The sequence below is a fragment of the Cellulomonas triticagri genome (assembly GCF_003696205.1).
GTDB lineage: Bacteria > Actinomycetota > Actinomycetes > Actinomycetales > Cellulomonadaceae > Cellulomonas > Cellulomonas triticagri.
This window is the reverse complement of the sequence record NZ_RFFI01000020.1, coordinates 1-24,645: the sequence shown is the minus strand read 5'-3', so window position 1 is coordinate 24,645 and position 24,645 is coordinate 1. Positions and strand designations below refer to the sequence as shown.

23 protein-coding genes and 1 tRNA gene are annotated in these 24,645 nt (G+C 74.7%); 11 read left to right on the top strand and 13 right to left on the bottom strand.

Annotation, left to right across the window (positions count from 1 at the left end):
• Positions 1 to 5: 5 nt before the first annotated feature.
• The 6 genes from EBM89_RS05445 to EBM89_RS05420 form a co-directional block, all read right to left on the bottom strand.
• Positions 6 to 335, bottom strand: a complete 330-nt coding sequence (locus EBM89_RS05445; protein ID WP_122148446.1) for a DUF2277 domain-containing protein — start codon at positions 333 to 335, stop codon at positions 6 to 8.
• 55 nt (positions 336 to 390) lie between these two features.
• Positions 391 to 756 (bottom strand): VOC family protein, encoded by a 366-nt coding sequence (locus EBM89_RS05440; protein ID WP_122148445.1) that lies wholly within the window; start codon positions 754 to 756, stop codon positions 391 to 393.
• Between the two features lie 97 nt (positions 757 to 853).
• Complete coding sequence (locus EBM89_RS05435; protein ID WP_122148444.1) at positions 854 to 2,113, bottom strand: ABC transporter substrate-binding protein; 1,260 nt, start codon at positions 2,111 to 2,113, stop codon at positions 854 to 856.
• A gap of 277 nt (positions 2,114 to 2,390) precedes the next feature.
• The gene (locus tag EBM89_RS05430) at positions 2,391 to 3,017 is read right to left on the bottom strand and encodes an ANTAR domain-containing response regulator (RefSeq protein ID WP_233571559.1); all 627 of its coding nucleotides are present in this window, start codon (positions 3,015 to 3,017) and stop codon (positions 2,391 to 2,393) included.
• 131 nt (positions 3,018 to 3,148) lie between these two features.
• Positions 3,149 to 3,754, bottom strand: coding sequence for a dihydrofolate reductase family protein (locus tag EBM89_RS05425; protein ID WP_122148442.1), 606 nt, complete (start codon positions 3,752 to 3,754; stop codon positions 3,149 to 3,151).
• 145 nt (positions 3,755 to 3,899) lie between these two features.
• Entirely contained in the window at positions 3,900 to 4,346 is a 447-nt protein-coding gene (locus EBM89_RS05420; protein WP_199731984.1) for an NUDIX hydrolase, read from the bottom strand.
• A gap of 146 nt (positions 4,347 to 4,492) precedes the next feature.
• Between EBM89_RS05420 and EBM89_RS05415 the strand changes: the two genes are divergently transcribed.
• Positions 4,493 to 5,665, top strand: a complete 1,173-nt coding sequence (locus tag EBM89_RS05415; RefSeq protein WP_122148441.1) for an IS481 family transposase — start codon at positions 4,493 to 4,495, stop codon at positions 5,663 to 5,665.
• 40 nt (positions 5,666 to 5,705) lie between these two features.
• Here the strand turns inward: EBM89_RS05415 and EBM89_RS05410 are convergent.
• Together EBM89_RS05410 and EBM89_RS22350 are read right to left on the bottom strand one after the other, a co-directional pair.
• Positions 5,706 to 5,778 (bottom strand) — tRNA-Leu (locus EBM89_RS05410).
• Positions 5,779 to 5,811: 33 nt separating this feature from the next.
• Entirely contained in the window at positions 5,812 to 6,828 is a 1,017-nt protein-coding gene (locus EBM89_RS22350; RefSeq protein ID WP_305038139.1) for a methyl-accepting chemotaxis protein, read from the bottom strand.
• 109 nt (positions 6,829 to 6,937) lie between these two features.
• Here EBM89_RS22350 and EBM89_RS05400 point away from each other — a divergent pair, with 109 nt between their 5' ends.
• Together EBM89_RS05400 and EBM89_RS05395 are read left to right on the top strand one after the other, a co-directional pair.
• The gene (locus EBM89_RS05400) at positions 6,938 to 7,732 is read left to right on the top strand and encodes a putative protein N(5)-glutamine methyltransferase (protein WP_122148439.1); all 795 of its coding nucleotides are present in this window, start codon (positions 6,938 to 6,940) and stop codon (positions 7,730 to 7,732) included.
• A gap of 52 nt (positions 7,733 to 7,784) precedes the next feature.
• Positions 7,785 to 8,396 (top strand): isochorismatase family protein, encoded by a 612-nt coding sequence (locus EBM89_RS05395; protein WP_122148463.1) that lies wholly within the window; start codon positions 7,785 to 7,787, stop codon positions 8,394 to 8,396.
• Positions 8,397 to 8,520: 124 nt separating this feature from the next.
• Here EBM89_RS05395 and EBM89_RS05390 read toward each other — a convergent pair whose 3' ends face one another.
• Complete coding sequence (locus EBM89_RS05390; protein WP_122148438.1) at positions 8,521 to 8,730, bottom strand: hypothetical protein; 210 nt, start codon at positions 8,728 to 8,730, stop codon at positions 8,521 to 8,523.
• A gap of 271 nt (positions 8,731 to 9,001) precedes the next feature.
• Between EBM89_RS05390 and glgX the strand changes: the two genes are divergently transcribed.
• Genes glgX through treZ form a run of 3 tightly spaced genes read left to right on the top strand, consistent with a single transcriptional unit; the run spans position 9,002 to position 15,653 of the window.
• Complete coding sequence (gene glgX, locus EBM89_RS05385) at positions 9,002 to 11,278, top strand: glycogen debranching protein GlgX (RefSeq protein WP_122148437.1); 2,277 nt, start codon at positions 9,002 to 9,004, stop codon at positions 11,276 to 11,278.
• Positions 11,275 to 13,800, top strand: coding sequence for a malto-oligosyltrehalose synthase (gene treY, locus EBM89_RS05380; RefSeq protein WP_122148436.1), 2,526 nt, complete (start codon positions 11,275 to 11,277; stop codon positions 13,798 to 13,800). Before glgX ends, treY begins: the two co-directional genes overlap by 4 nt.
• Positions 13,797 to 15,653, top strand: coding sequence for a malto-oligosyltrehalose trehalohydrolase (gene treZ, locus EBM89_RS05375; protein ID WP_122148435.1), 1,857 nt, complete (start codon positions 13,797 to 13,799; stop codon positions 15,651 to 15,653). The genes treY and treZ overlap by 4 nt, the downstream gene beginning before the upstream one ends.
• 52 nt (positions 15,654 to 15,705) lie before the next feature.
• Here the strand turns inward: treZ and EBM89_RS05370 are convergent, their stop codons facing one another.
• Together EBM89_RS05370 and zapE are read right to left on the bottom strand one after the other, a co-directional pair.
• Positions 15,706 to 16,065 (bottom strand): VOC family protein, encoded by a 360-nt coding sequence (locus tag EBM89_RS05370; RefSeq protein WP_122148434.1) that lies wholly within the window; start codon positions 16,063 to 16,065, stop codon positions 15,706 to 15,708.
• 88 nt (positions 16,066 to 16,153) lie between these two features.
• Positions 16,154 to 17,221: a cell division protein ZapE gene (gene zapE / locus EBM89_RS05365; RefSeq protein WP_122148433.1), complete on the bottom strand. Its 1,068-nt coding sequence runs from the start codon at positions 17,219 to 17,221 to the stop codon at positions 16,154 to 16,156.
• On the opposite strand from zapE, the gene EBM89_RS05360 reads away from it, so the two are divergent.
• Positions 17,220 to 18,008, top strand: a complete 789-nt coding sequence (locus tag EBM89_RS05360; RefSeq protein WP_122148432.1) for a dihydrofolate reductase family protein — start codon at positions 17,220 to 17,222, stop codon at positions 18,006 to 18,008. The two genes, zapE and EBM89_RS05360, sit on opposite strands and share 2 nt — an antisense overlap.
• A gap of 618 nt (positions 18,009 to 18,626) precedes the next feature.
• Complete coding sequence (locus tag EBM89_RS05355) at positions 18,627 to 19,112, top strand: hypothetical protein (protein WP_122148431.1); 486 nt, start codon at positions 18,627 to 18,629, stop codon at positions 19,110 to 19,112.
• 69 nt (positions 19,113 to 19,181) lie between these two features.
• On the opposite strand, the gene EBM89_RS05350 is transcribed toward EBM89_RS05355, so the two are convergent.
• Positions 19,182 to 20,459, bottom strand: a complete 1,278-nt coding sequence (locus EBM89_RS05350; RefSeq protein ID WP_369408625.1) for a carboxylate--amine ligase — start codon at positions 20,457 to 20,459, stop codon at positions 19,182 to 19,184.
• Entirely contained in the window at positions 20,456 to 21,895 is a 1,440-nt protein-coding gene (gene gnd / locus EBM89_RS05345; protein ID WP_122148429.1) for an NADP-dependent phosphogluconate dehydrogenase, read from the bottom strand. Before gnd ends, EBM89_RS05350 begins: the two co-directional genes overlap by 4 nt.
• 111 nt (positions 21,896 to 22,006) lie before the next feature.
• Here gnd and EBM89_RS05340 point away from each other — a divergent pair, with 111 nt between their 5' ends.
• The 3 genes from EBM89_RS05340 to EBM89_RS05330 all read left to right on the top strand — a co-directional run.
• On the top strand, positions 22,007 to 22,588 hold the full coding sequence (locus EBM89_RS05340; RefSeq protein ID WP_122148428.1) for a DUF3000 domain-containing protein: 582 nt from the start codon (positions 22,007 to 22,009) through the stop codon (positions 22,586 to 22,588).
• Between the two features lie 153 nt (positions 22,589 to 22,741).
• Complete coding sequence (locus EBM89_RS05335; RefSeq protein WP_233571555.1) at positions 22,742 to 23,317, top strand: helix-turn-helix transcriptional regulator; 576 nt, start codon at positions 22,742 to 22,744, stop codon at positions 23,315 to 23,317.
• A 278-nt stretch (positions 23,318 to 23,595) separates the two neighbouring features.
• Positions 23,596 to 24,645 (top strand): HRDC domain-containing protein (locus EBM89_RS05330; protein WP_147463461.1); only part of this gene is annotated, 1,050 nt, incomplete at its 3' end.

The window sequence follows — 24,645 nt, the reverse complement described above, 5'->3', positions numbered from 1 at the left end:
GGCCGTCAGGCCGAGGCGTGCGCGTGCTCGTGCGGGTGGTCGTGGTCGTGCGCGTGCTCCTCCTCGAACGGCGGCAGCCCGAGACGCTCGCGCACCTCCGGGCGGCGCAGCGGCGGGACCGTCGTCGGCGGGCGGCGACGGTCCGGCAGCTCGTCCAGCAAACGCTCCACGATCGCGGCGATCTCCGCGACGGCCCGCTCGACGGGCTCCTCGGTGGCGGCGCTCACCGACTGCACGCCGCTGACCTTCCGCACGAACTGACGGGCCGCGGCCACGACCTCGTCGTCGGTCGCGGCCGGCTCGAGGCCCCGCAGCGTGGTGATGTTCCGGCACATGCGGCCCACGGTAGGCCGGTCGCCGACGACCGGCCAGGGGTGGGCCGCGCGGCGTTCAGGAGAGCAGCTGCTGCACCGCCCACCGGTTGCCGTCCGGGTCGGCGAAGTACAGGAACCGTCCCCACGGGAAGTCCTGCACCTCCCCCACGTCCAGACCGCGGCCGGTGAGGTCCGCCTGCGCCGCCTCGATGTCGGCGACCACGAGCTGCAGGCCCTCGACGGAGCCCGGCGGCATCTCCGTCAGCCCGGTGCCGATCGCGATCGACGCCGGCGACCCCGGCGGGGTGAGCTGCACGAACCGGACGCCGCCGCCGACGGCCTGGTCGGTGTCGAGCACGAAGCCTGCGCGCTCGGTGTAGAAGGTGATGGCCCGGTCCACGTCGGAGACGGGCACCTGCACGAGCTCCAGTCGGTAGTCCATGCGGGCGACGCTACGCCCGCGGTCTGACGCGCCCGAGGGCCCGGGACGCGGCGTGCGCGTCCCGGGCCCTCGGGATGGAGCCAGGTGGGGCGTCAGGTCACTCGACGGTGCCCTCGACGGCCTGGACCCAGGTGTTCTTGTTGTCGGCGCCGTACTTGTACACGCCGATGAACGCCGAGGACGGGTCGTTGTCGGAGTTGAACGGGCCGATGCCCGCCTGCCCGACGTACTGGATGTCCTCGCCCGCGTCGAGCAGCTCGACGCAGTCGGCGAACGTGGAGCACTCCTCGCCGCCGTCGGCGCCGGAGACCGCCGCCAGGTTGGCCTGGATGGTCGGGCCGTCGGTCGCGCCGCCCTTGACCGCCGCGAGGGCCGCCAGGATGGTCGCGTCGTACGACTCGGGGCCGTAGGCGTAGTCGGTCAGGCTCGCGTTGACCTCCTTGAGCCGGGCCTGGAACTCGTCGCTCGGGAAGGCGCCGGGGATGGTGCCCTGGGCGTTCTCGAGCGTGCCCGGGTCGAAGTCCTCGGAGTAGTCGGCCGTGTTGCCGTCGACCATGTAGATCGTCGCGGGGTCGACGCCGGCGGCGACGAGCTCGGGGATGATCTGCTTGGTCTGCTCGAACGCGAGGACCACGACGGCGTCGGGGTTGGTCGCGGTGAGCGCGGTGACGTCGGTCGCGAAGCTCGACGCGGCGGGGTCGAACTCCTCGCCCGGGTTGCCGTAGACGACCGTGGCGCCCTCGGCCTCGACGGTGTCCTTGACGACGTCGCGCAGCGAGGTGCCGTAGTCGTCGTTGAACACGAGGAAGCCGACGTTGGAGCGGCCGTCCGCGAGGATGAGGTTCGCGAGCGCGGCGCCCTGGACGGTGTCCGGCGGCGCGGTGCGGAAGTAGAAGTCCGAGTACCCGGACAGCGACGTGGCCGTGTTCGCGGGCGAGATCTGCACGATCTCCGCGCCGGTGATGTCGTCGATGACGTTGAGCGTCACCGAGGACGAGGCCGCGCCGATGATGACCTGGACGTCCTTGGAGATCAGGTCGGTGACCGACTGGGTCGCCACCTCGGCGTGGTCGGCGTCGGAGGAGTCCGCGTGCTCGACCACGACGTCCGAGCCGAGCACGCCGCCCGCCTCGTTGATCTCCTGCACGGCCAGGTCGACGCCCGCGATCTCGGGCGGGCCGAGGTAGGCGAGCGTGCCGGTCTGCGGGAGCAGCGTGCCGACGATCAGCGGGCTGGCGTCGCCGCCCCCGCTCTCGCCCTCGCCGGATCCGCCGTCGTCGCTGGCGCACGCGGTCAGCACGAGCGCGACCGCGCCCGCGAGGGCGGCCGCCTGGACGGCATGTGTCGTACGAGTCATGCGTGGTACCCCTGTCGATGAGTACTGCCGCCGGGGAACAACCCCGTCGGGTGCCGGGGTCGTACGCGACCACCGGCGATTGGCGGGAAACCTACGGGCCGCGTGTGTCCAGCATGTGTCGTTTGTGTCTCAGAACACACCTGTTGCCGAACCGTGACTTTAAGGGCGCGAAGCGCTTCCCGCGCGCCGAGCACGCACCGGCCCCGGGTGCAGCACGAGGCCCGGCCCACCCTCGCGGGTGGACCGGGCCTCGTGACGGGCTACCGGGGACCGGTCGTCAGGACGCGCTGCCGACCTGGTCGATCACGGCGTCCGCGACCTCGCGCATGGTGAGGCGGCGGTCCATCGACGTCTTCTGGATCCAGCGGAACGACTCCGGCTCCGTCAGGCCCATCTTCGTCATGAGCAGACCCTTGGCGCGGTCGACGCGCTTGCGGGTCTCGAAGCGCTCGGCGAGGTCGGCGACCTCGGACTCCAGCGCGGTGATCTGCGCGTAGCGGGAGATCGCGATCTCGACCGCGGGCAGCAGGTCCGACGGGCTGAACGGCTTGACGACGTACGCCATCGCGCCGGCGTCGCGGGCCCGCTCGACCAGCTCGGTCTGCGAGAACGCGGTGAGCAGCACGACCGGCGCGAGGTGCGCCTTGGCGATGCGCTCCGCGGCGGAGATGCCGTCGAGCACGGGCATCTTGACGTCCATGACGACGACGTCGGGCTTGAGCTCGGTCGCGAGGGCCACGGCCTGCTCGCCGTCACCCGCCTCGCCCACGACGTCGAAGCCCGCCTCGCGGAGCGTCTCCACGACGTCCATCCGGATGAGGGCCTCGTCCTCGGCGACCACCGCGCGGCGCGCCGGCTTGGCGGGCGCCTCCGGGGTCTCCTCGGCCGCGCGGGCCGGGGGGATGTCGAGGTCGAGGGTGGTGTCGGCGGCCTGCGCCTCGCCGCCGGGCGTCGCGTCCTGAGTGCTCACGAGGAGTGATTCTAGGTCCTCCGCGCCGCGGACGGCGGACGGCGGGCCTGTGAACCTCGGCACGCCTACCGGTCGGTAGCCGTCTGCGGCGCCCGGGCGACCCGGTAGCGCAGGTGCAGCACCCGCTCGCCCGCGACCACCAGGTCCGGGTCCGCCAGCAGGTGCGGGGCGGCCACGGGCCCGAAGAACCGGCGCCCGGACCCGAGCACGACCGGCGCGACGTCCATGCGCACCTCGTCCACGAGCCCGGCGGCGAGCACCTGCCCGCCGACGTCACCCGCGGCCACCTCGACCACCCGGTCCCCCGCGAGCCCCTGCGCCACCTCGACGGCCTCCTCGACGCCGCCGACGAACGTGAACGGCGCCGCGGGGTCCCAGCCGTCCGGGGGCGGCCGGTGCGTCACCACGACGACGTGCGCGACGCCGCTGGGCGGGACGCCGTCCCAGCCGTCCGTCAGGTCGAACACCCGACGGCCGACGACGGTCACGCCGATCGCGTCCCAGTACGGGCGGACGTGGTCGTACGAGGCCCGGGAGACGCGCAGCACGCCGCCGTCGTCCAGCGGGACGTCGCCGCCGGTCAACCAGTCGAACAGCGGCCCGGGCTGGTCGTCGTCGTCCGCGACGAACCCGTCCACCGACACCGAGCCGTACAGGACCACCGTGCCCACGGGGACCTCCTCCGCTCCGGGGACGCGCGCACCACCCGGTCGGACCGGTGCCGCGCGTCGACGCTACCGGCACGCGGCACGCGGCACGCGGCACGCCACCGCCAGGGTCGTGCGCGACGACGCCTTGTGCGTGCGGCGGGCACCGTCAGGCGGGGGCGCCCGGCCCGGCGAGGTGGGCGCGGATCCGGGCGCGGTCCTCGGGGAACGCCGACGGCCAGACGGCGCCGAGCGGCACCCAGGCGCCGGGCTGGCCGGGCTCCCCCTGCGGCTCGGCGCGCACGGAGCGCGCCGCGTAGGTGAACGACAGGCTCGGCTCCCAGTCGTCGCGGTAGCGGCGGACGCACGCGAGGACGGGGTGCGCCGTGAGGTCCGCGTCGCCCGGGTCGACGGCCCCGCCCGGCGGCACCCAGCCGCGCCACCGGTGGTCGACCAGCAGGACGTGCCGGGCGTCGTGGTCGACGACCCAGCACTCCACGGCCACGGGCACCCGGGCGTTGCCGGGGTCGGCGAGCCAGGCGGCGGGGTCACCGAGCAGCAGGTCCGCGGAGCGCACGACACGCAGCAAGGGCTCGGCCCAGGCAGCGGGTCGCACGGTCGGCACTCCTCCTCGGTCGGCAGGTCGCACCGCGTCGTGCCGAGGTGCGGGTGAGGGCAGGGTGCCCCGGGTGGTGTCTGGTTTCATCACATCGGCGACAGCATGTCTCAGGAGATCGGCGACACGGGCCGGGATGCTCGAGCATGTCGAGTCGCGCGCGTCTGGTCATCACCGCGGTCGTCCTCGAGGGGCGCCCGGTCGCTCAGGTCGCGGCCGAGTACGGCGTCCACCGAGCCTGGGTCTACAAGCTCGTGGCCCGCTACCGCGACGAGGGCGAGGCCGCGTTCGAACCTCGATCCAGGCGCCCGCACCACGTCCCGAACGCCACCGACCCCGCCACGATCGCGCTGATCGTCGACCTGCGGGCCAAGCTCAGCGCCGACGGCCTGGACGCCGGACCACACACCATCGCCTGGCACCTGGCCACCCACCACGGCATCTCGATCGCACCGGCCACGATCTGGCGCCACCTCAAGGCCGCCGGGCTGATCACCCCGACCCCGTCCAAACGGCCCCGAACCTCCTACATCCGCTTCGAGGCCGACCTACCCAACGAGCTCTGGCAGACCGACTTCACCCACGTCCGCCTCGCCGACGCCACCGACACCGAGGTCCTGACCTTCATCGACGACCACTCCCGGTTCGTCACCGCCTGCACCGCCCACCACCGCGTCACCGGCACCGACGTCGTGACGACCTTCCGCGCCGCGATCAGCGACCACGCGATCCCCGCCGCGATCCTGTCCGACAACGGCATGGTCTTCACCACCCGACTGTCCGGCGGACGCGGCGGCCGCAACGCCTTCGAGCACGAGCTCGACCGCCTCGGCATCGAGCAACGCAACTCCCGACCAAACCACCCCACGACCTGCGGCAAGGTCGAACGCGTCCAGCAGACCCTCAAACGCTGGCTCTCCGCACGCCCCCGACCCGACGACCTGCCCGCCCTGCAGGACCTGCTGGACACCTGGCGACAGGACTACAACACCACCCGCCCCCACCGGTCCCTGGCCGGACGCACACCCCTGGCCGCCTACACCGCCCGACCCAAAGCCCAACCCGCCAGCCACCACGAACCCCACCAACGAGTCCGCACCGACCGCATCGACGACCACGGCGTCGTCACCGTCCGTCACGCCGGCAACCTCCACCACATCGGCATCGGCCGCACCCACGCACGAACCCACGTCATCCTGCTCATCCAGGACCTGCACATCCGCGTCATCCACGCCATCACCGGCGAGATCCTGCGCGAGCTCACCCTCGACCCCACCAGGAACTACCAACCCCAGGAACGACAACAGCCCGAACCCTGATGGGTTCGGGCTGTCGCCGATGTCCTGCGACATCACAGGGTGCCCCGGGTGGGATTCGAACCCACACTGGATCGGGTTTGAGCCGATTGCCTCTGCCGTTGGGCTACCGGGGCGGACGGCCCAGGTTACCGGTCCCGGGCCCCTGGTCAGCCCTCCTGCACGAGCGCGCCGTACCAGCCGAGCCCCTCGTAGGTCTCGTACCCGGGCGTGCGCGCGAACCCGACGGTGCGGTCCTCGTCGCGGTAGGACCCGGCGGGCTGGTCGCCGGTGCGCAGGGCGACGCGCTCGTCCAGGACGCCGCGGCGGTCGGACGCGGCGAGCACGAGCCCGGCGCGGTCGAGCAGCAGCACGCGGGTGCTCTCGCGCTCCCCCGGCGCCAGCCGGACGCCGTCCACGATGGCCTGCGCCTGCCGCTCCCAGTCGAAGAACACCCCGAGGGCACCGATGACGCGTCCGTCGGGACAGCCACCGTCCCGGACCGCGGTCGCGTAGGTCGCCGTGAGCGCCCCCAGCCCGGGGTCCCGGGTGACGTCGAGGGCGGCGTAGTCGTCCCCGTCCCGGGTCGCCGTGGCGGCCCGGAACCAGGGGGTGCCGCTGACGTCGCCGCCGACGACCCGGGTCCCGGCCCGGTCGGGCGCGCCGTGCGCGATCACGCGACCGTCGGCGTCGGCCACCCAGAGGTCGAGGTAGACCGTGTACGAGCGCAGGATGGTCGCGAGCCGGTCCCCGGCGTGCGCGGCGGCCGCCGGGTCGCCCGAGGCCAGCGCGTCCACCAGCGCGGCGTCGGTCGCCCACCAGCGCACGTCGCACGAGCGCTCGTACAGGTTGCGGTCCATCAGCTCGATCACGTGCAGGGCGAGGTCCGCGAGCCGCTGCCCCCGCACCCGCCCCACGAGCTGGTGCCCGAGGTCGGTGAGCTCGTCGAGCCGCGGGCGCAGCTCGCCGGAGAGCTCCTCGGACAGCGCACGCGCCCGGTCCGCGACCTCTCCCACCTCGCGCGCGACCACCGCGAACCCCGCACCGGCGTCGCCGACGCGCGCGGACTCGATGAGCGCGTTCAGGGCGAGCATCTTGGTGCTGCGGGCGACCTGGTCGATCCCCAGCAGCTTCTCCTCGGCGACGCGGCCGACCTCCTCGGCCAGTCGCACGACCCGTTCCGGCACGGTGGGCTCCCCTTCGTGGGTAGGCGATTTCCGGTGCCCCTTGCGGCTCCTATCGGCCATGACGGGCCGGACCTAAGTCCTGCGGCGAGCATCGGCGTACGGTGCCTGCGTGCCCGTGCCCCTGTCCCCCGCCGAGCGCGACGCCCTGGTCAGCCGGCTGCGCACGGCGGGCTGCGTGTTCGCCGAGGACGAGGCCGCCCTGCTCGCCGCCGAGGCGCCCGACGCCGCGACCCTCGCCGCGCTCACCGAGCGGCGGGTGGGCGGCGAGCCGCTGGAGCAGGTCGTCGGCTGGGCGGAGTTCCGGGGACTGCGCGTCGCGGTCGCGCCCGGCGTGTTCGTGCCCCGCGCCCGCACCGGCCTGCTGGTCGCGCAGGCGCTGGCGGCGCTGCCGCACGACGGTCGCCGGGGCACGGTCGTGGACCTGTGCTGCGGCAGCGGCGCCGTCGGCCTCGCCGTCGTGACCGCCGCCCCCGGCACCGCCCTGTGGGCCGTGGACGTCGACCCGGCCGCCGTGGCGTGCGCACGCGGCAACCTCGGCGACCGCGGGACGGCGCTGCTCGGCGACCTGGACGCCCCGCTCCCGGCGGACCTCGCGGGCCGGGTGGACGTCGTCGTGGCGAACGCCCCGTACGTCCCGACCGCCGAGATCGCCCGCATGCCGCCCGAGGCCCGCGACCACGAGCCCCGGACCGCCCTGGACGGCGGCACCGACGGCGTCGAGCTGCACCGGCGGGTCGCCGCGGCGGCGCCGCGCTGGCTCGCACCCGGCGGGCACCTGCTGATCGAGACCAGCACCCGGCAGGCGGACGCCACGGCGGCGGCCTGCGCCGCGCACGGGCTGCACCCCCGGGTGGTGCGCGACGAGGACCTCGACGGCACCGTCGTCGTCGCGACCCGTCCCTAGAGTGGACCTCGGGTCGGGGCGCACCGGGCGCACCGGCGGACGGGAGGTCACGGTGGGCCGGGCACTGGTCGTGGTGGACGTGCAGAACGACTTCTGCGAGGGCGGGTCGCTCGCGGTGACCGGCGGGACCGCCGTGGCCGCGGGGATCACCGGGTTCCTCGACCGGGCGGCCGGGGACTACGACCTCGTCGTCGCCACCGCCGACTGGCACGAGCCGCTGCCCGACTCCAACGCGGGCCACTTCGCCGTCGGCGCCGACCCGGACTACGTCAGCACCTGGCCCGAGCACTGCGTGCGGGACACCCCCGGCGCCGCCTACCACCCCGACCTGCGCCTGCCCGCGAGCGCCGTGCACGTCCGCAAGGGCCAGGGTCGTCAGGACTACTCGGGGTTCGAGGGCGCGGTCGTCCAGGCGGGGCCCCATGCGGAGGCGCCCGGCACCCTGACGGCGGCGCTGCGCGCCGCGGGGATCGAGGACGTCGACGTCGTGGGGCTGGCGACGGACCACTGCGTGACCGCGACGGCGCTGGACGCGCTCGAGGCGGGGTTCGGGGTGCGCGTGCTGACCGACCTCACGGCCGGGGTGGGCGTGCGGACCACCATCGACGCGCTGACGCGTCTCGCGGGTCGGGGGGTCGCGCTGACGACGTCCGACGCGCGCTGAGGGAACGCGACCCCGGTCCGCGAGCGCGGTGTCCCGGGGCGGTGCGCGGGGTGGGGCGGTGCGCGGGACGCGTCGTCGGGCCGGACCGCCTCGCGGGGCGAGGGCCGGTCGGTCGCGCGGGGGTTCAGCCCTGGTCGCTGCGGAGCGCCCCCGTGGCGCGGAACGTGTCGGCGATCTGCTGCGCCTGCGCGGAGATGAGGCGGCGGTAGAGGTCGTACGCGGCGTCGACGCGGTCGGGCAGCTCCCCGCGGCTGCGGGCGAGCTGCCAGTCGCGCTTCGCCGCCGCGATGTCCGCGTTGGTGATCACGATGCGCGCTTCGTCCTCGTCCGCCATACCCGGAAGCATGCCGTCCCATATGCCCGATTTGCGATAGTCCTTGAGGGTGATGGCACCCGGTGACCGGGTGAAAGCGTCACCCGGACGGCCGGGAGCCCCGCCCCACCGCCTCCTGCCCACCGCGCGCGGCTCCCCTGACCCCCCGTCGCGGGCACCCGGACGCGTCCGTGGTCCCCAGGTGGACCCGTTCCCGCTGCGCAAAGGGGGTACCCACTGGCACGCTGTGCCGAGAGCATCCCCACCACCGGCCCCCGGAGGAATGACGCGCATGAGGATCTGGCCCGGACGCCCCTACCCGCTCGGCGCGACCTACGACGGCAGCGGCACGAACTTCGCCCTGTTCTCGGGCGTCGCCGAACGGGTGGAGCTGTGCCTGTTCGACGACGCGGGGAACGAGACCCGCATCGACCTGCCCGAGGTCGACGCGTTCGTCTGGCACGGCTACCTGCCCGCCCTGCAGCCCGGCCAGCGGTACGGGTACCGGGTGCACGGGCCGTACGACCCGGCGCAGGGGCACCGGTGCGACCCGGCCAAGCTGCTGCTCGACCCGTACGCCAAGGCGATCGACGGGCAGATCAGCAACGACCCGTCGCTGTACGCGTACACCTTCGGCGACGAGGACCGCCGCAACTCCGACGACTCCGCCGGGCACACGATGACGTCCGTGGTCGTGAACCCGTACTTCGACTGGGGGCACGACCGCCCGCCGCAGCACGAGTACCACGACTCGGTCGTCTACGAGGCGCACGTGCGGGGCCTGACCCGGCTGCACCCGGCCGTCCCGGAGGAGATGCGCGGCACCTACTCGGCGCTGGCGCACCCGGCGGTGGTGGAGCACCTGTCGTCGCTCGGCGTCACGGCCGTCGAGCTCATGCCGGTGCACCAGTTCGTCAACGACCCGGCGCTCCAGGAGAAGGGGCTGTCCAACTACTGGGGCTACAACACCATCGGGTTCTTCGCCCCGCACAACGGGTACGCCGCGTTCGGCAGCACCGGGCAGCAGGTGCAGGAGTTCAAGGCGATGGTCAAGGCCCTGCACGCCGCCGACATCGAGGTGATCCTCGACGTCGTCTACAACCACACCGCCGAGGGCAACCACCTGGGCCCGACGCTGTCGTTCCGGGGCATCGACAACGCGTCGTACTACCGGCTGGTGGACGACGACCCGGCGCACTACTTCGACACCACGGGCACGGGCAACTCGCTGCTGATGCGCTCCCCGCACGTGCTGCAGCTGATCATGGACTCGCTGCGGTACTGGGTGCAGGACATGCACGTCGACGGGTTCCGGTTCGACCTCGCGGCGACCCTCGCCCGGCAGTTCCACGAGGTCGACCGGCTGTCCGCGTTCTTCGACATCGTGCAGCAGGACCCGGTCATCTCCCAGGTCAAGCTCATCGCCGAGCCGTGGGACCTCGGCGACGGCGGCTACCAGGTCGGCGGGTTCCCGCCGCTGTGGTCGGAGTGGAACGGGCAGTACCGGGACACCGTGCGCGACTTCTGGCGGGGCGAGCCGTCCACGCTGGCGGAGTTCGCGAGCCGGTTGTCGGGCTCCTCGGACCTCTACGAGCACACCGGCCGCCGCCCGATCGCGAGCGTCAACTTCGTCACCGCCCACGACGGCTTCACGCTGGCCGACCTCACCGCGTACAACGAGAAGCACAACGAGGCCAACGGCGAGGACAACCGCGACGGCGAGAGCCACAACCGCTCGTGGAACTGCGGCGTCGAGGGACCGACCGACGACCCCGAGGTGCTCGACCTGCGCGGGCGGCAGCGCCGCAACTTCCTCACCACGCTGCTGCTGTCCCAGGGCGTGCCGATGATCGCCCACGGCGACGAGCTCGGCCGCACCCAGCAGGGCAACAACAACGTGTACTGCCAGGACTCCGAGCTCGCCTGGGTGGACTGGGACCTCGACGAGGACCGCGTCGCGCTGCTGGAGTACGCGCGCAGCGTCGTGCACCTGCGCCGCGAGCACCCCGTGTTCCGGCGCCGCCGGTTCTTCGCCGGTGCCCCCGAGCGCGGCGGCGAGTCCGACCTGCGCGACATCGCGTGGCTCGACCCGTCGGGCCAGCACATGTCGGACGCGCAGTGGCAGGAGGAGTTCGCCCGCTCGGTCATGGTCTTCCTCAACGGCGACGCCATCGCCGAGCCGGACCTGCGGGGCGAGGAGATCGTGGACGACTCGTTCCTCGTGCTGTTCAACGCGGCGCCCGAGCCGACGTCGTTCACGCTGCCGGACGCGGAGTACGGCGCGACGTGGACCGTCGCGCTGGACACCGACCACCAGCTGAGCCCCGGCGACGAGATCGCGCACTCGGCCACGGTCGAGCTCGTCGCCCGCTCGACCGTGGTGCTGTCCCGGCCGCCGATCCAGGCGGTCGACCCGGTCACGCAGGCACCGGCGACGACGTCGCTGCCCTCCGGCGCGGAGCCGCCCGCACCCTCCGCGACCGCGGCACCGGCCGCACCCGACGCGGCTGCGGGGGCGTCGTCGCGCGGGCGCTCCCGCACGGGGTCGGCCCCGGGGACCGGCCGATGACGACCGGGACCGAGCCCCGCACCCCGGCCCGGCGGCTGCCCGCGCCCGACCGCCCGGTGCCGACCTCCACCTACCGGGTGCAGCTCGGCGCGGACCTCACCCTGGACGACGTCGCCGCGCGCGTGCCCTACCTCGCGGACCTCGGCGTCACCCACGTCTACCTGTCCCCCGTGCTCACGGCCGCACCCGGCTCGACGCACGGCTACGACGTGGTCGACCACGACGAGGTGTCACCGGTGCTCGGCGGCGAGCCCGCCCTGCGACGGCTCGCGGACGCCGCGCACGCCGCCGGCCTGGGTCTCGTGCTCGACATCGTCCCGAACCACATGGCCGTGCCCACGCCCGCGTGGCACAACCGGGCGCTGTGGTCCGTGCTGGCCGAGGGGCCGGCGTCGCCGTACGCGTCCTGGTTCGACGTGGACTGGTCGGCAGGCGAGGGCGACGTGCTCATGCCGGTGCTCGGCGACCGGATCGGCGCCGTGCTCGCCTCGGGCGAGCTGCACCTCGAGCACGAGGTCGTGCCCGGCCAGGGCGAGGACCCGCAGCCCGTGCTGCGCTACTACGACCACGCGTTCCCCGTGCGCCCCGGCACCGAGCAGCTGCCGCTCGCCGAGCTTCTGGAGCGCCAGCACTACCGGCTCGCGTACTGGCGGGTCGCGGACGAGGAGCTGAACTACCGGCGGTTCTTCGACGTCGGCACCCTCGCGGCCGTGCGCGTCGAGGACCCGGCCGTCTTCGACGCGACCCACGCGCTCGTGCTGCGGCTGCTGGACGAGGGCGTGCTCGACGGCCTGCGCATCGACCACCCCGACGGCCTGGCCGACCCGGGCGGCTACCTGGAGCGGCTGCGCGACGCCTCCGGCGGGGCGTGGGTCGTGGTCGAGAAGATCCTCCAGGGCGACGAGGACCTGCCGCCCGACTGGGAGACCGCGGGCACCACCGGGTACGAGGCGCTGTGGCGCATCCAGCAGGCGTTCGTCGACCCGGGCGGCGCGGCCCGCCTCGGCGCCCTCATGCACCGGCTGACCGGCGAGTCGTCCGACGCGCTGCCCGAGGTCGTCGACACCGCGAAGCGGCAGGTCGTGGACCGCGCGCTGTACGCCGAGGTCTACCGGCTCACCGAGCTCGCCGCCGAGGTGTGCCGCGCCGACCTGCGGCTGCGCGACCACACCTGGCGGTCGCTGCACGACTGCCTGGTCGAGCTGCTGGTCGCGATGGACCGCTACCGCGCGTACGTCGTGCCCGGCCGCACCCCGCACCCCACCGACGTCGAGGTTCTGGAGCACGCCGCCCGCACCGCCCGCGCCCGGCTCACCCCGGAGCGCGCCGCCACCATGGACGTCCTCGTGGACCTGCTGCTCGGCCGCGAGGTCGGCAGCGCCGGGCGCACCCGCGAGCCGCAGCGCGACGAGCTCGTCGTCCGCTTCCAGCAGACCTGCGGCGCCGTCATGGCCAAGGGCGTCGAGGACACGGCGTTCTACCGGTGGACGCAGCTCGTCGCGCTCACCGAGGTCGGCGGGGAGCCCGAGCGGTTCTCGCTGTCCCCCACCGAGCTGCTGGCCTGGGCGGCGCGCTCCCAGCGGCAGACCCCGCTCGGCATGACCACGCTGTCCACCCACGACACCAAGCGCGGCGAGGACGTCCGCGCGCGCCTCGGCGTGCTCTCCGAGCTGCCCGTCGAGTGGGCCGATCTCGTCGGGCGGCTGCGCGAGGCGTCCGCGCCATACCGCAGCGCCCTGCTGGACGGCCGCACCGAGAACCTGCTGTGGCAGACCCTCGCGGGCACCTGGACGGCCGACGGCCCGATCGCCGCGGACCGCCTCACGCAGTACCTGACCAAGGCCGTGCGCGAGGCCAAGGACCGCACCTCCTGGACCGCCCCGGACGACGCGTACGAGCGCGCCGTGCTGGACGTCGCCGTGCAGGCCCTCGGCGACCCCCGCGTCGCGGAGCTCCTCGAGACCTGGGAGCACCGGACCCGGCAGGCCGTGCGCGGCGCCGTGCTCGGGCAGAAGCTCGTGCAGCTCACGTTCCCCGGCGTCGCCGACGTGTACCAGGGCACCGAGGTGCCGACCGTCGCGCTCGTGGACCCCGACAACCGGCGGCTCGTCGACCACGAGGCGCTCGCCGCCCGGCTCGCCCGGCTGGACGAGGGCGCGGGTACCCGGGACCTGGCGGACGAGAAGATGCTCGTCACGTCCCGGGCCCTGCGGCTGCGCCGCGACCTCCCCGAGGCGTTCGTGGGCGCGGGCGCCGGGTTCGTCGCCCTGCCGCACTCCTCGGGGCACGTGCTCACCTACGCGCGCACCGCCGACGGGGACCCGCGCGTCGCCGTCGTCGCGACCCGGCTCGCCGCCATGGTCGACCGGCTCGGCGGCTGGGGCGAGCACACCGTGGCCCTGCCCGACGGCGAGTGGCACGACGTCCTCGGCGACCGACGGGTCGACGGCGGCGTCCGCCCGCTCGCCGACCTGCTCGACCGCCTGCCCGTCGCCCTGCTCGTCCGGAGGACCGACGCATGACCACCACCGCCCCCGGGGACCGCACGGCCGGGACCCACCCGCACCGGCCCGGTGAGGTCTGGGCACCCGGCGCCGGGTCCGTGGACCTGCACCTGCCCGCCGCCGACGACGCGGGTGCCGAGGTCGTCGCGCTGCACCCGGCGGGCGGCGGCTGGTGGACATCAGGACGCGACCTGCCGCACGGCACCGACTACGCCTTCGCCGTCGACGGCGCCGACCCGCGCCCCGACCCGCGCAGCCCGTGGCAGCCCGACGGCGTCCACGGCCCGAGCCGGGTGTTCGACGCGAGCCGGCACGCGTGGTCCGACAGCGCCTGGGCGGGCCGGGACGTGCGCGGCGCCGTGCTGTACGAGCTGCACGTCGGCACGTTCACCCCCGAGGGCACCCTCGACGCCGCCGCCGCGCGGCTCGCGCACCTGGCCGACCTCGGCGTCGAGGTGGTCGAGCTGCTGCCCGTCGCCCCGTTCAACGGCGTGCACGGCTGGGGGTACGACGGCGTCGGCCTGTACGGCGTGCACGAGCCGTACGGCGGCCCGGCCGCGCTCCAGCGGTTCGTGGACGCCGCGCACGCCGTCGGCATCGCCGTCTGCCTCGACGTCGTGCACAACCACCTCGGGCCGTCCGGCAACTACCTCGGCGTCTTCGGCCCGTACTTCACCGACGCGCACCACACGCCGTGGGGCGCGGCGATCAACCTCGACGGGGACGGCTCGCCCGAGGTGCGCCGGTGGATCCTCGACAGCGTCCTGCGCTGGCTGCGGGACTTCCACGTCGACGCCCTGCGCCTGGACGCCGTGCACGCCCTCGTCGACGACTCCGACCGGCACCTGCTCGCGCAGATGTCGGACGAGGTCGCCGCGCTCGCCGCTGAGGTCGGGCGGCCGCTGTCGCTGGTCGCGGAGGTGGACCTCAACGACCCCGTGTCCGTCACCCCGACCGCCGCGGGCGGCTGGGGCATGACCGCGCAGTGGGCCGACGACGTCCACCACGCCCTGCACGCGCTGCTCACCGGCGAGCGGCACGGCTACTACGTCGACTTCGGCACGCCCGACACGCTGCGCACGGCGCTGCGCGAGGTGTTCGTGCACGCCGGGTCCTACTCGACGTTCCGGGACCGCGACTGGGGACGCCCCGTCCCCGACGACGTCGACGGGCACCGGTTCGTGGTGTTCGGGCAGGACCACGACCAGGTCGGCAACCGCGCGCTCGGCGACCGGCCCTCCGCGGTGCTGGACGACGGGGCGCTCGCCGCCGAGGCCGCGCTCGTGCTGCTGTCGCCCTACACGCCCATGCTGTTCATGGGCGAGGAGTGGGGCGCCCGCACCCCCTGGATGTACGTCACCGACCACCCCGAGCCCGACCTCGCGCAGGCCGTCCGCGAGGGTCGCGCTCGCGAGTTCGGCGGCCACGGCTGGGCCGCCACGTACGGGGCCGACGAGGCGACGTTCGTCGTCCCCGACCCGCAGGACCCCGCCACCCACGAGGCCAGCCGCCTCGACTGGTCCGAGCCGGAGCAGGCCCGGCACGCGCGGCTGCTGGACTGGTACCGCCGGCTGGTCGCGCTGCGCCGCGAGGTCCCCGACCTCGGCTCCGGCGACCGGTCGCGCACCGACCTCACCTGGGACCCGACGGCGGAGCCGGTCGACGGCGCGTGGCGAGACTGGCTGGTGCTGCACCGCGGTGCGGCGCGGGTCGTGGTGAACCTGGCGGGCGAGCCCCGCACGGTGCCCCTCGGCGACCTGCCCGAGGGCGTGACCGTGCGGGCGGCGTGGTCCGACGTCCCGCCCGGCCTCACCAGCGGGCCCGACGCGTCGCTGACCCTGCCGGGCCGCGCCGTCGCGGTGGTCGCCTAGATCGTGCGGGCCGCGGGCGCGTGGGTCGTCCTGACCGCGATCGTCGCCTGGCTCACGACCCTGCCGGCACCAACGAGTAGATGCTGAGCCGGTTGCCGTCCGGGTCGACGAAGTCGAAGTAGTCGACCGCGCCCTCGACGTGTTCGATCGGTCCGACGGCGACCCCCAGTCCCCTCAACCGCTCGCGTTCGGAGGCAGCGTCGCCGACCCCTAGTCGGAGCACGACCTCGGCGCCCGAACGCCCGGAGGGCTCGGAACCCAGCTGCAGCCACACCGGGCCGACCTCGAACTCCACCACGCCATCCGCAGGCTCGAGATCCGGTTCGGCGAGCTCGAGAACCCTGCGATACCAGAGAGTCGCTGCCGCTAGATCACCCACGGGCAGTCCCACCGTCACGCTCGACACGTCCACCGGGACATCGTCGACCGACCTTGACGCTGCTCCTGGGAGACACGCCCGACCTCACCGATCCGGGCGTGGGTCGTCGACCGGCGAGCGGTCAGCCCGGCAGCCGCTCCCGCCCCTGGTCCGCGAGCGCCCCGAGCCGGGACAGCGCCCGGTAGTACTTCTTCCGGTACCCGCCCGCGAGCATCTGCTCGCTGAACAGCACGGACTCCCCCGCCCCGCCGAGCAGCACGGGCACGTCGCGGTCGTACAGCCGGTCCACGAGCACGACGAGCCGCAGCGCGACGTCCTGGTCGGCCAGCGGCGCGACGCCGGTGAGGGCGACCAGCCCGACCCCGTCGAGCAGCGCCCCGTAGCGGGAGGGGTGCACGGTCGCGAGGTGCCGGGTGAGCGCACCGAAGTCGTCCAGCGTCGCGTCCGGGGTCCCGGCGACGGCGGCGCGCACGACGTCGTCGGGCAGCCCGGCGGCGTCGGTGACGGTGTCCCGCTGCCGGTAGTCCTGACCGTCGATGCGCAGCACCTCGAACCGCCCGGACAGGTCCTGGATCTCGCGCAGGAAGTCGTCGGCGGCGAACCGGCCCTCGCCCAGGGACTCGGGCAGCGTGTTGGACGTGGCCGCGAGCGCCACACCGCGGTCGGTGAGCTCGCGCAGCAGCCGGGCCATGAGGACGGTGTCGCCGGGGTCGTCGAGCTCGAACTCGTCGATGCACACGAGGGTGCGGGTGGCCAGCGCGTCGACGGTGGGCCGGAACCCGAGCGCGCCGACGAGGTTGGTGTACTCCACGAAGGTGCCGTACGCGGAGCGCTCGGGGCCGACGGCCTTGGCGAGCGAGGCGAGCAGGTGGGTCTTGCCGACGCCGAACCCGCCGTCGAGGTAGACGGCGGGGACCGGTGCTTTCTTGCGGAACCAGCCCCGGCCGCCGCCCTGACCGGTGAGAGTCGCGGCGACCTGGCGGAGCCGGTCCACGGCGGCCTGCTGGCTCGGGTACCGGGGGTCGGTGCGGTAGGTGTCGAACGACTCGGCGTCGAAGTGCGGGGGCGGGACGCGGTCGGCGAGCAGGCGCTCGCGCCCGACGTCGGGGCGCCGGTCGGTGAGGCTCGCCGTCGTCGGCGTGGTGCTCGGGGTCACGGCCGCACAGCCTACGACTAGCCTGGCGCCCATGCCCCGCGAGCTCCCGCCCCTGGACGTGCTGCTGCCCGCCGACCGCACCGGTGTGCCGCTGGCCCCCGAGCCCGGGGAGCCCGTGCTGCACGACCTGTACGCGCACCCGGCCCCCCGACCGGGACGCACGAGCGCGGTGCGGGCGAACATGATCGCGACCCTCGACGGCGCCGCGCAGGGGCCGGACGGCCGGTCGCGCAGCATCAACGGCCCGGCGGACTGGCGGGTGTTCCGGGTGATGCGCGCGGTCGCGGACGTCGTGCTGGTCGGCGCCGGGACCGCGCGCGCCGAGCAGTACACCCCGCTCGCGGTGCCCGCGGACCTGCGCGAGGCCCGTGCGGCGAGGGGCCAGGCGCCGGACCTCGCGCTGGCGCTGGTGACAGCGTCGGGCGACCTGCCCGAGGGCCTGCGCGGCACGGACCGGCCGCCGTACGTGGTCACCGTCGCGGCGAACCCCCGCCTGGACGCGCTGCGCGCGGACCTCGGCGCGGACCGGGTGCTGGTCACCGGCGAGACGACCGTGGACCTCGGCGCCGCGCTGGACGCCCTCGCCGCGCTCGGCCGGACGCGGGTGCTCGCGGAGGGCGGCCCCCGGCTGCTCACCGACCTGGTACGCGCCGACCTGGTGGACGAGCTCTGCCTCACCACCAGCCCCCTGGTGGTCGGCGGCCCGGGCCTGCGCGCCCTCGGGGGCACCGACTGGCTCGACCCCCGGCGCGCCCGCGCCGCGCACCTGCTGCACCACGACGGGATGCTCCTCGGCCGCTGGACGCTCGACCCCGCCTGACCGACGCCTTCCCCTCCCACTCCGCGCGCCGCGCTCGCGCCGAGCTGGCAGCTCTCCGCTGCACGCACCCCGCCCCCGGGCGCATCGCGCGGCGCGACCGCGCCTCGCAGCGGGCTGACACCGCGAGCACCCGAACCCGGCCACGCAGTTCACCACCCCGCCCGCTACTCAGGGGCGCCGGGCGAGGTGGTGGATGCGTGGTTCGCGCGCGATGGGGCTCCTGCGCTCGTCGGCGACGTGGAAGGGCGTCGCCGACCAGCGGAACGCCTCACGAGACAGGGCGAACCGAGCTCCCGGCACCCGCACCGCCGGGCAGGCCGTCCGTCGTCACGGGGCCTGTGTAGGCGTCCGCCAGTCGGCCGCTGAGCACCGGTTCCTCTGTAGCGTCGACGGGGAAGGCGGGGCCACCCCCTGTGACCCGCCTGACGCCCGGCCGGGATCCCCCACAACGGTCCCGGCCGGGCACCCTCGAGCGGCTTCGTCCGTCCGGCCGCGGCCGGCCGAGGGACGGGTGCGGTCGTGGGCGTGGCCTTCTCCTGCTCGAGTCAGGCGGCGCGGTCTGCGGATCGTGCTCGGTCTGACGGGTGACCAGCGTCGACGCCGGATAGTGTCGGAGGCGTGACCGACACCATCCTCGTCCTCACGGAGGACACGCTCGCGGCGGCCGACGTCGCGCACATCCTGTCCCTGCACGCCGACGAGACGCTGCGGTACCGCGTGCTCGTCCCGGCGGACACCGAGCGCAACGTCCTCGTCTCGCTGGTGGACCAGCTGAGCCTGGGCGAGCTGCGCGAGGCCCTGGACACGGTCCTGGGCCGCGAGCCCGAGAAGCCCGAGGCGGTCGCCGACGCCGCCGAGCAGCTCGCGGACAGCCTCGCGGCGTTCGCCGATGCGGGTGTGAGCGCGTCCGGGACCGTCGTGGACGACGACCCGCTGCCCGCGCTGCGGACCGCGCTCGCCGAGGAGGGCGCGCGCGAGGTCGTCGTCGTGACCTACCCGCACGCGCTGGAGGACACGTTCCACCGCGACTGGGCGTCGCGTGCCCGCGAGGACCTGCACGTGCCGGTGCTGCACCTGTACTCGGGCACGTCCGAGCTCGGCTGAGCCGCGCACCACGACGGCCGCCCTCCCCGCTGCGGGGTGGGCGGCCGTCGGTGCGTCAGGGGCCGGGCCTCAGAAGCCCGTGCCGGTGACCTTCGGGTACCAGCGCCGGAACTTGCGCACCTGGTTCACGGCGGCGGCCAGCGCGTACCAGCGCCGCCGCGGCCCGCCGTCGCGCGCGTACACGAGCGGGCGCGCCACACGGCCGGCGCGGATGAGCCCGCGGACCTTCCCGGCGAGCGCCGGGTCCAGCACGTACCGCAGCAGCAGCCGGTGCGGGAGGATCGTGTACAGCACCTCGGTGTCCACGACGACCGGCTCGACGGCGCGGTCGAGCACCCGGTCCTCGACGAGGAACCGGGCGACGTTCGCCCCGGCGGCCGTCACGTAGTAGTTGTTCCGCCCGATGCGGGGGTTCACCTCGAAGAACCGGTACGACCCGTCGCGCGGGTCCACCTTCACGTCGAAGTTCGCGAAGCCCACGTACCCGACGCCGCGCAGGAACGCCGCCGCCTGGTCGAGCATCTCCTGCTCGCGGGTGACGACCATCGCGGCCGGGTTCCCCAGGCCGGACGGGGTGTGCTCCTCCAGCAGCACGTGCGCCGAGCACAGCAGGGTGATGGATCCCCGGCTGTCGACGTACGCGGTGACGGACCGCATCTGGGTGTCGTCGCCGGGCACGAGCTCCTGGACGACGAACCGTCCCCGGTACCCGGCGGCGCGCAGCGAGACCCACAGCGCGTCGAGCTCCGCGGCGTCCTGGATCTCGAAGACCTTCTTCTTGCCCGGGAACGTCACCTCCTGGTAGTCCGCGCTGCTGGCCGCCTTGGCGATCAGCGGGTACGGCATGTTCACCGGCACCGGCGCCCACGCGGGGTTGGCGGCACCGGCGAAGTCCTGCACGATGGTGCGCGGCACTGAGATGCCGAGGTCCGTCGCGATCTCGGCGAACGTGGCCTTGTCGGACAGCCGGTCCATCAGGTCGGCGCCGAGGAACGGCACCACGTAGTGCGGCTCCAGCTCGGCCCGGTGCTGCACCACGACGCGGACCAGCCAGTCGGAGTTCGCGAGCAGCACGAGGCGCTGCCCGGTGCGCTGGGCGGCGACCCGGAGCAGCGCGTCGACCAGCTGGCGCGGGTCGTGGCCGTCGTCGACCAGGACGTTGTCGAGGATGCGCGAGTGCGCGACGGGCCCGAGGGCCGCGCCGCTCACCACGACGGAGCGGACGCCGTACTGCTCGTGGAACGCCCGGGCCAGCGCGTACACGCCGATGTCGGCGCCGAGGATGACGGGCTGCAGGCCCGCGACCTCCTCGGCGCCGGACATCGGACGTCCTGCGGGGGTGCTCACGCGGGCTGCTCGGTGCGGTCGCCCGACCAGTCGGTGTGGAACGTGCCGTCCTTGTCGGTGCGGCGGTAGGTGTGCGCGCCGAAGAAGTCGCGCTGCGCCTGGATCAGCGAGGCGGGCAGGCGCTCGGCCCGCACGCCGTCGTAGTACGCCAGCGAGGACGAGAACGCCGGGGTCGGCACGCCGGCGAGCGCGGCCTGCGACACGACGCGGCGCCACGCCTGCACGCCGTTGCCGACGGCCCCGGTGAAGTACTCGTCCGCGAGCAGCAGCGGCAGGTCCGCGTCACGCTCGTACGCCTCGGTGATCCGGTTGAGGAACCGCGCGCGGATGATGCAGCCGCCGCGCCAGATGCGGGCCATGGCGCCGCGGTCGATCGCCCAGTCGTTCTCCGCCGAGGCGGCCGCGATCTGGTCGAAGCCCTGCGAGTACGCGACGACCTTGGACGCGTACAGCGCGAGCCGCACGTCCTCGATGAACGCCTCGCGGTCGGTGACGTCGAAGGCCTGCGCGTGCGCCGGGAGCGTGCCGACGGCGGCGGTGCGCTGCGGGACGGAGCCGGACAGGGCGCGGGCGAAGGTCGCCTCCGCGATGCCGGTGATCGGCACACCCAGGTCCAGGCCGTTCTGCACGGTCCAGCGGCCGGTGCCCTTCTGCTCGGCCTGGTCGAGCACGACGTCGACGAACGCCGACCCGGTCTCGGCGTCGACCTGCGAGAGCACCTCGGCGGTGATCTCGATGAGGAAGGACTCGAGGTCGCCCTCGTTCCAGGTCCGGAAGATGTCGGCGATCTCCGCGGCGGAGGCACCCAGGCCCTGCTTGAGCAGGTCGTACGCCTCGGCGATGAGCTGCATGTCGGCGTACTCGATGCCGTTGTGCACCATCTTGACGAAGTGCCCGGCGCCGTCGGGGCCGACGTAGGTGCAGCACGGGGTGCCGTCGACCTTCGCGGAGATGTCCTCCAGGATCGGGCCGAGCACCTCGTAGGACTCGCGCGAGCCGCCGGGCATGATCGACGGGCCGTTCAGCGCGCCCTCCTCGCCGCCGGAGACGCCGGTGCCGACGAAGTGCAGGCCCTTCGCCTTGAGCGCGGCCTCGCGGCGGCGCGTGTCCGGGAAGTGCGCGTTGCCGGCGTCGATGACGATGTCGCCCTCGTCCAGCAGCGGGACCAGCTCGTCGATGACGGCGTCGGTCGGGCCACCGGCCTTGACCATGACGATGACCTTGCGCGGGCGCGCCAGCGACGCCACGAAGTCCTCGACGGACTCCGACGGCACGAAGGTGCCCTCGTCGCCGTGGTCCGCCACCAGGGACTCGGTCTTGGCGTAGGAGCGGTTGTGCACCGCGACGGTGTAGCCGTGCCGGGCCAGGTTGCGGGCGAGGTTCCGGCCCATCACGGCGAGGCCGGTCACACCGATCTGTGCGGCGGGTGCAGACATGCGCGGGTGCTCCTTCTGTGCGGTAAGACGGCCCCTTCACCCTAGTGCTGCGCCCGGGCGACCGGCGTGCCGCGCCCACCCGTCGGGCACTCGCCCCTACAGTCGGCGACTGTGAGCACCGGCCCCCGCGACGCGCCCCCGGAGTTCCTGCGCGCCCTGCGGTCGCTGCGCGGCGTCAGCCTCCGGTCCGAGGTGAGCCTCGAGGAGGCCCCGGGCCCCGCCCGCATCGCCCCGTACACGGCCGCGCTGGTCGCGGAGGTGCACGGGACCCGGCGCGACCCGGACGCCGACGAGCTCGCCTCCGGCCGGTTCGTGGTCCTGCACGACCCCGCGGGCCAGGAGGCCTGGGAGGGGGCGTTCCGCCTGGTCACGCTCGTGCGCGCGACGCTGGAGCCCGAGGTCGGGCAGGACCCGATGCTCGCGGAGGTCGCCTGGAGCTGGTTCGCCGACGCCCTGGCCGGGGCCGGGGTGGACGCGCACGCCGCCGGCGGCACCGTCACCCGGGTGCTGTCCCAGTCCTTCGGCGCGCTGGACGAGCGCCCCGAGCTGTGCGAGCTCGAGCTGCGCGCCTCCTGGACGGCGCGCGACGAGGACCTCGCCCCGCACCTGCGCGCCTGGGGCGAGCTGCTGTGCACCGTGGCCGGTCTGGAGCCGCTCCCCGACGGGGTCGTGGCCCTCGGCCCGCGCCGCTGACCCACCCGCGCACCACCCGCTGCACCCCGGTGGGCCCCAGGACCCGTGACGTCCGGTCACGGCGGGGTCACGATGTCACCCGTTCCGCTCAAGACACCGGGGCGACGGACCGATAGGGGGAACAAGGCATTGGACCGTCAAGGGGGCACCGCAGTGAGCATCGAGCCGATCCGTCGCAGTACGGGCCTGGCACCGGCGGCGACGTCGGGTGCCCGCGCCGCGACCCTCGCCCCCCGCCGCCCCGGCACCCTGGGCGGTCCGGCCACGCAGGCCGACCCCCGCCGCCGCCCGCTGGGCCAGATGTGCGTGGTGGTCACCGAGCTCGCCGAGGGCGACGGCCAGACCCTGGTGCGCAACCTGCGCCGCCGCGGCTCCGGCCGCGTCATCCTGCTCGCCCGCCGCGCCGGTCGTCGCGACCTCGTCGGCCTGCTGACCGGTGGCCTGCGCGGCGCCGTCGCCACCGAGCCGAACGCCGTCGTCGGCCAGCCGGGTGCCCAGCCCGGTGCGGTGCCCTCGCCGTTCGCGCGCACCCGCCCCGACCTGACCACCCGTGAGCTCAGCGTGCTGCGGCTCGTCGCGGACGGCTTCAGCAACCGCGCCATCGGCGAGGAGCTCGGCCTGTCCGCGCTCACGGTCAAGAGCCACCTCGCGCGGATCTCCCGCAAGCTCGGCACCGGCGACCGCGCGGCGCTCGTCGCGATCTCGATCCGCACGGGCCTGCTCGCCTGAGCCGGACCCCGAGCGGGTCCGACGTGCCCGACGGCCGCGCGCCGGAGAGCGCCTCCCGCGCGCGGCGACGCGGCCCCCGGGCCGTGACGGCCTACGGTTGTGCCATGCAGTCCGTCCCCCACCCGGCCGGTACCCCGGCCGCGAGCGACCCCGCCCTGGCCGGCGCCGTCCCCACCCCGACCTCCGCCCGCGACCGGTCCGCCGCGCCGTCCGGTGCCGAGGACACCCCCGCGTCCGACGCGGCTCCCGTCCCGGCCGCCGCCGCCGAGCCCCTCGACATGACGGCCGCAGGCCCCGAGCCGACCGACGCCCCGCCCGCCGACGACCTCCCGGCCGACGCCGCGACCGAGGTCGACGACGCGCCCGTGGTCGTCCCGCTGACCGAGCCGGCCGAGGGCGTCCCCGCCGTGGTCGACACCCCCGAGGCGCTGGCGCGCGTGGTCGCCGCGTTCGGCGCGGGCACCGGCCCTGTGGCCGTGGACGCCGAGCGCGCGTCCGGCTACCGCTACGGCCAGCACAACTACCTGGTGCAGCTGCGCCGCGAGGGCGCGGGCACCGCGCTGATCGACCCGGCCGCGCTGCCCGACCTGTCCGCCCTGTCCGAGGCGCTCGTCGGCGTCGAGTGGGTGCTGCACGCCGCGTCGCAGGACCTGTCCGCGCTCGCCGAGCAGGGCCTGCGCCCGAGCCGGGTGTTCGACACCGAGCTCGGCGCGCGCCTGCTGGGCCTGGAGCGGGTCGGCCTGGCCGCCGTGGTCGCGGAGCTGCTGGGCCTCGGGCTCGCGAAGGAGCACTCGGCCGTCGACTGGTCCACCCGGCCGCTGCCCGAGCAGTGGCTGCGGTACGCGGCCCTCGACGTCGAGGTGCTGATCGAGCTCCGCGAGGTGCTGGCCGAGCGGCTGGCCGTCGCGGGCAAGGCGCAGTGGGCCGCGGAGGAGTTCGAGGCCGTGCGCCTCGCGCCGCCCGCGGCCCCGCGGGTCGAGGCGTGGCGCCGGGTGTCCGGCGTGCACGCGATCCGCGACCCCCGCCGCCTCGCCGTCGTGCGCGCGCTGTGGGAGACCCGCGACGAGAACGCCCGCCAGCGGGACATCTCCCCCGGCCGCGTGCTGCCCGACGCCGCGATCGTGGCCGCCGCGCAGGCGCTGCCCCGGTCCGTGCCGCAGCTCGTGGCGCTGCCCGCGTTCTCCGGCAAGGGCACCCGCCGCCGCGCGGCGCTGTGGCAGCGCGCGATCGACACGGGTCTGCAGTTGCCGGAGAGCGAGCTGCCCAGCAGCCGCGGCCCCCGGTCCGACGGCCCGCCGCCGCCGCGCGCGTGGGCGGACCGCGACCCC

Excerpts from the sequence above, each read along its gene's own strand:
- treY (WP_122148436.1), top strand. The coding sequence starts at position 11,275 with ATGACGACCGGGACCGAGCCCCGCACCCCGGCCCGGCGGCTGCCCGCG.
- EBM89_RS05445 (WP_122148446.1), bottom strand. The coding sequence starts at position 335 with ATGTGCCGGAACATCACCACGCTGCGGGGCCTCGAGCCGGCCGCGACC.
- glgX (WP_122148437.1), top strand. The coding sequence starts at position 9,002 with ATGAGGATCTGGCCCGGACGCCCCTACCCGCTCGGCGCGACCTACGAC.
- EBM89_RS05415 (WP_122148441.1), top strand. The coding sequence starts at position 4,493 with ATGTCGAGTCGCGCGCGTCTGGTCATCACCGCGGTCGTCCTCGAGGGG.
- EBM89_RS05390 (WP_122148438.1), bottom strand. The coding sequence starts at position 8,730 with ATGGCGGACGAGGACGAAGCGCGCATCGTGATCACCAACGCGGACATC.
- EBM89_RS05360 (WP_122148432.1), top strand. The coding sequence starts at position 17,220 with ATGCCCCGCGAGCTCCCGCCCCTGGACGTGCTGCTGCCCGCCGACCGC.
- EBM89_RS05440 (WP_122148445.1), bottom strand. The coding sequence starts at position 756 with ATGGACTACCGACTGGAGCTCGTGCAGGTGCCCGTCTCCGACGTGGAC.
- EBM89_RS05435 (WP_122148444.1), bottom strand. The coding sequence starts at position 2,113 with ATGACTCGTACGACACATGCCGTCCAGGCGGCCGCCCTCGCGGGCGCG.
- zapE (WP_122148433.1), bottom strand. The coding sequence starts at position 17,221 with ATGGGCGCCAGGCTAGTCGTAGGCTGTGCGGCCGTGACCCCGAGCACC.
- gnd (WP_122148429.1), bottom strand. The coding sequence starts at position 21,895 with ATGTCTGCACCCGCCGCACAGATCGGTGTGACCGGCCTCGCCGTGATG.
- treZ (WP_122148435.1), top strand. The coding sequence starts at position 13,797 with ATGACCACCACCGCCCCCGGGGACCGCACGGCCGGGACCCACCCGCAC.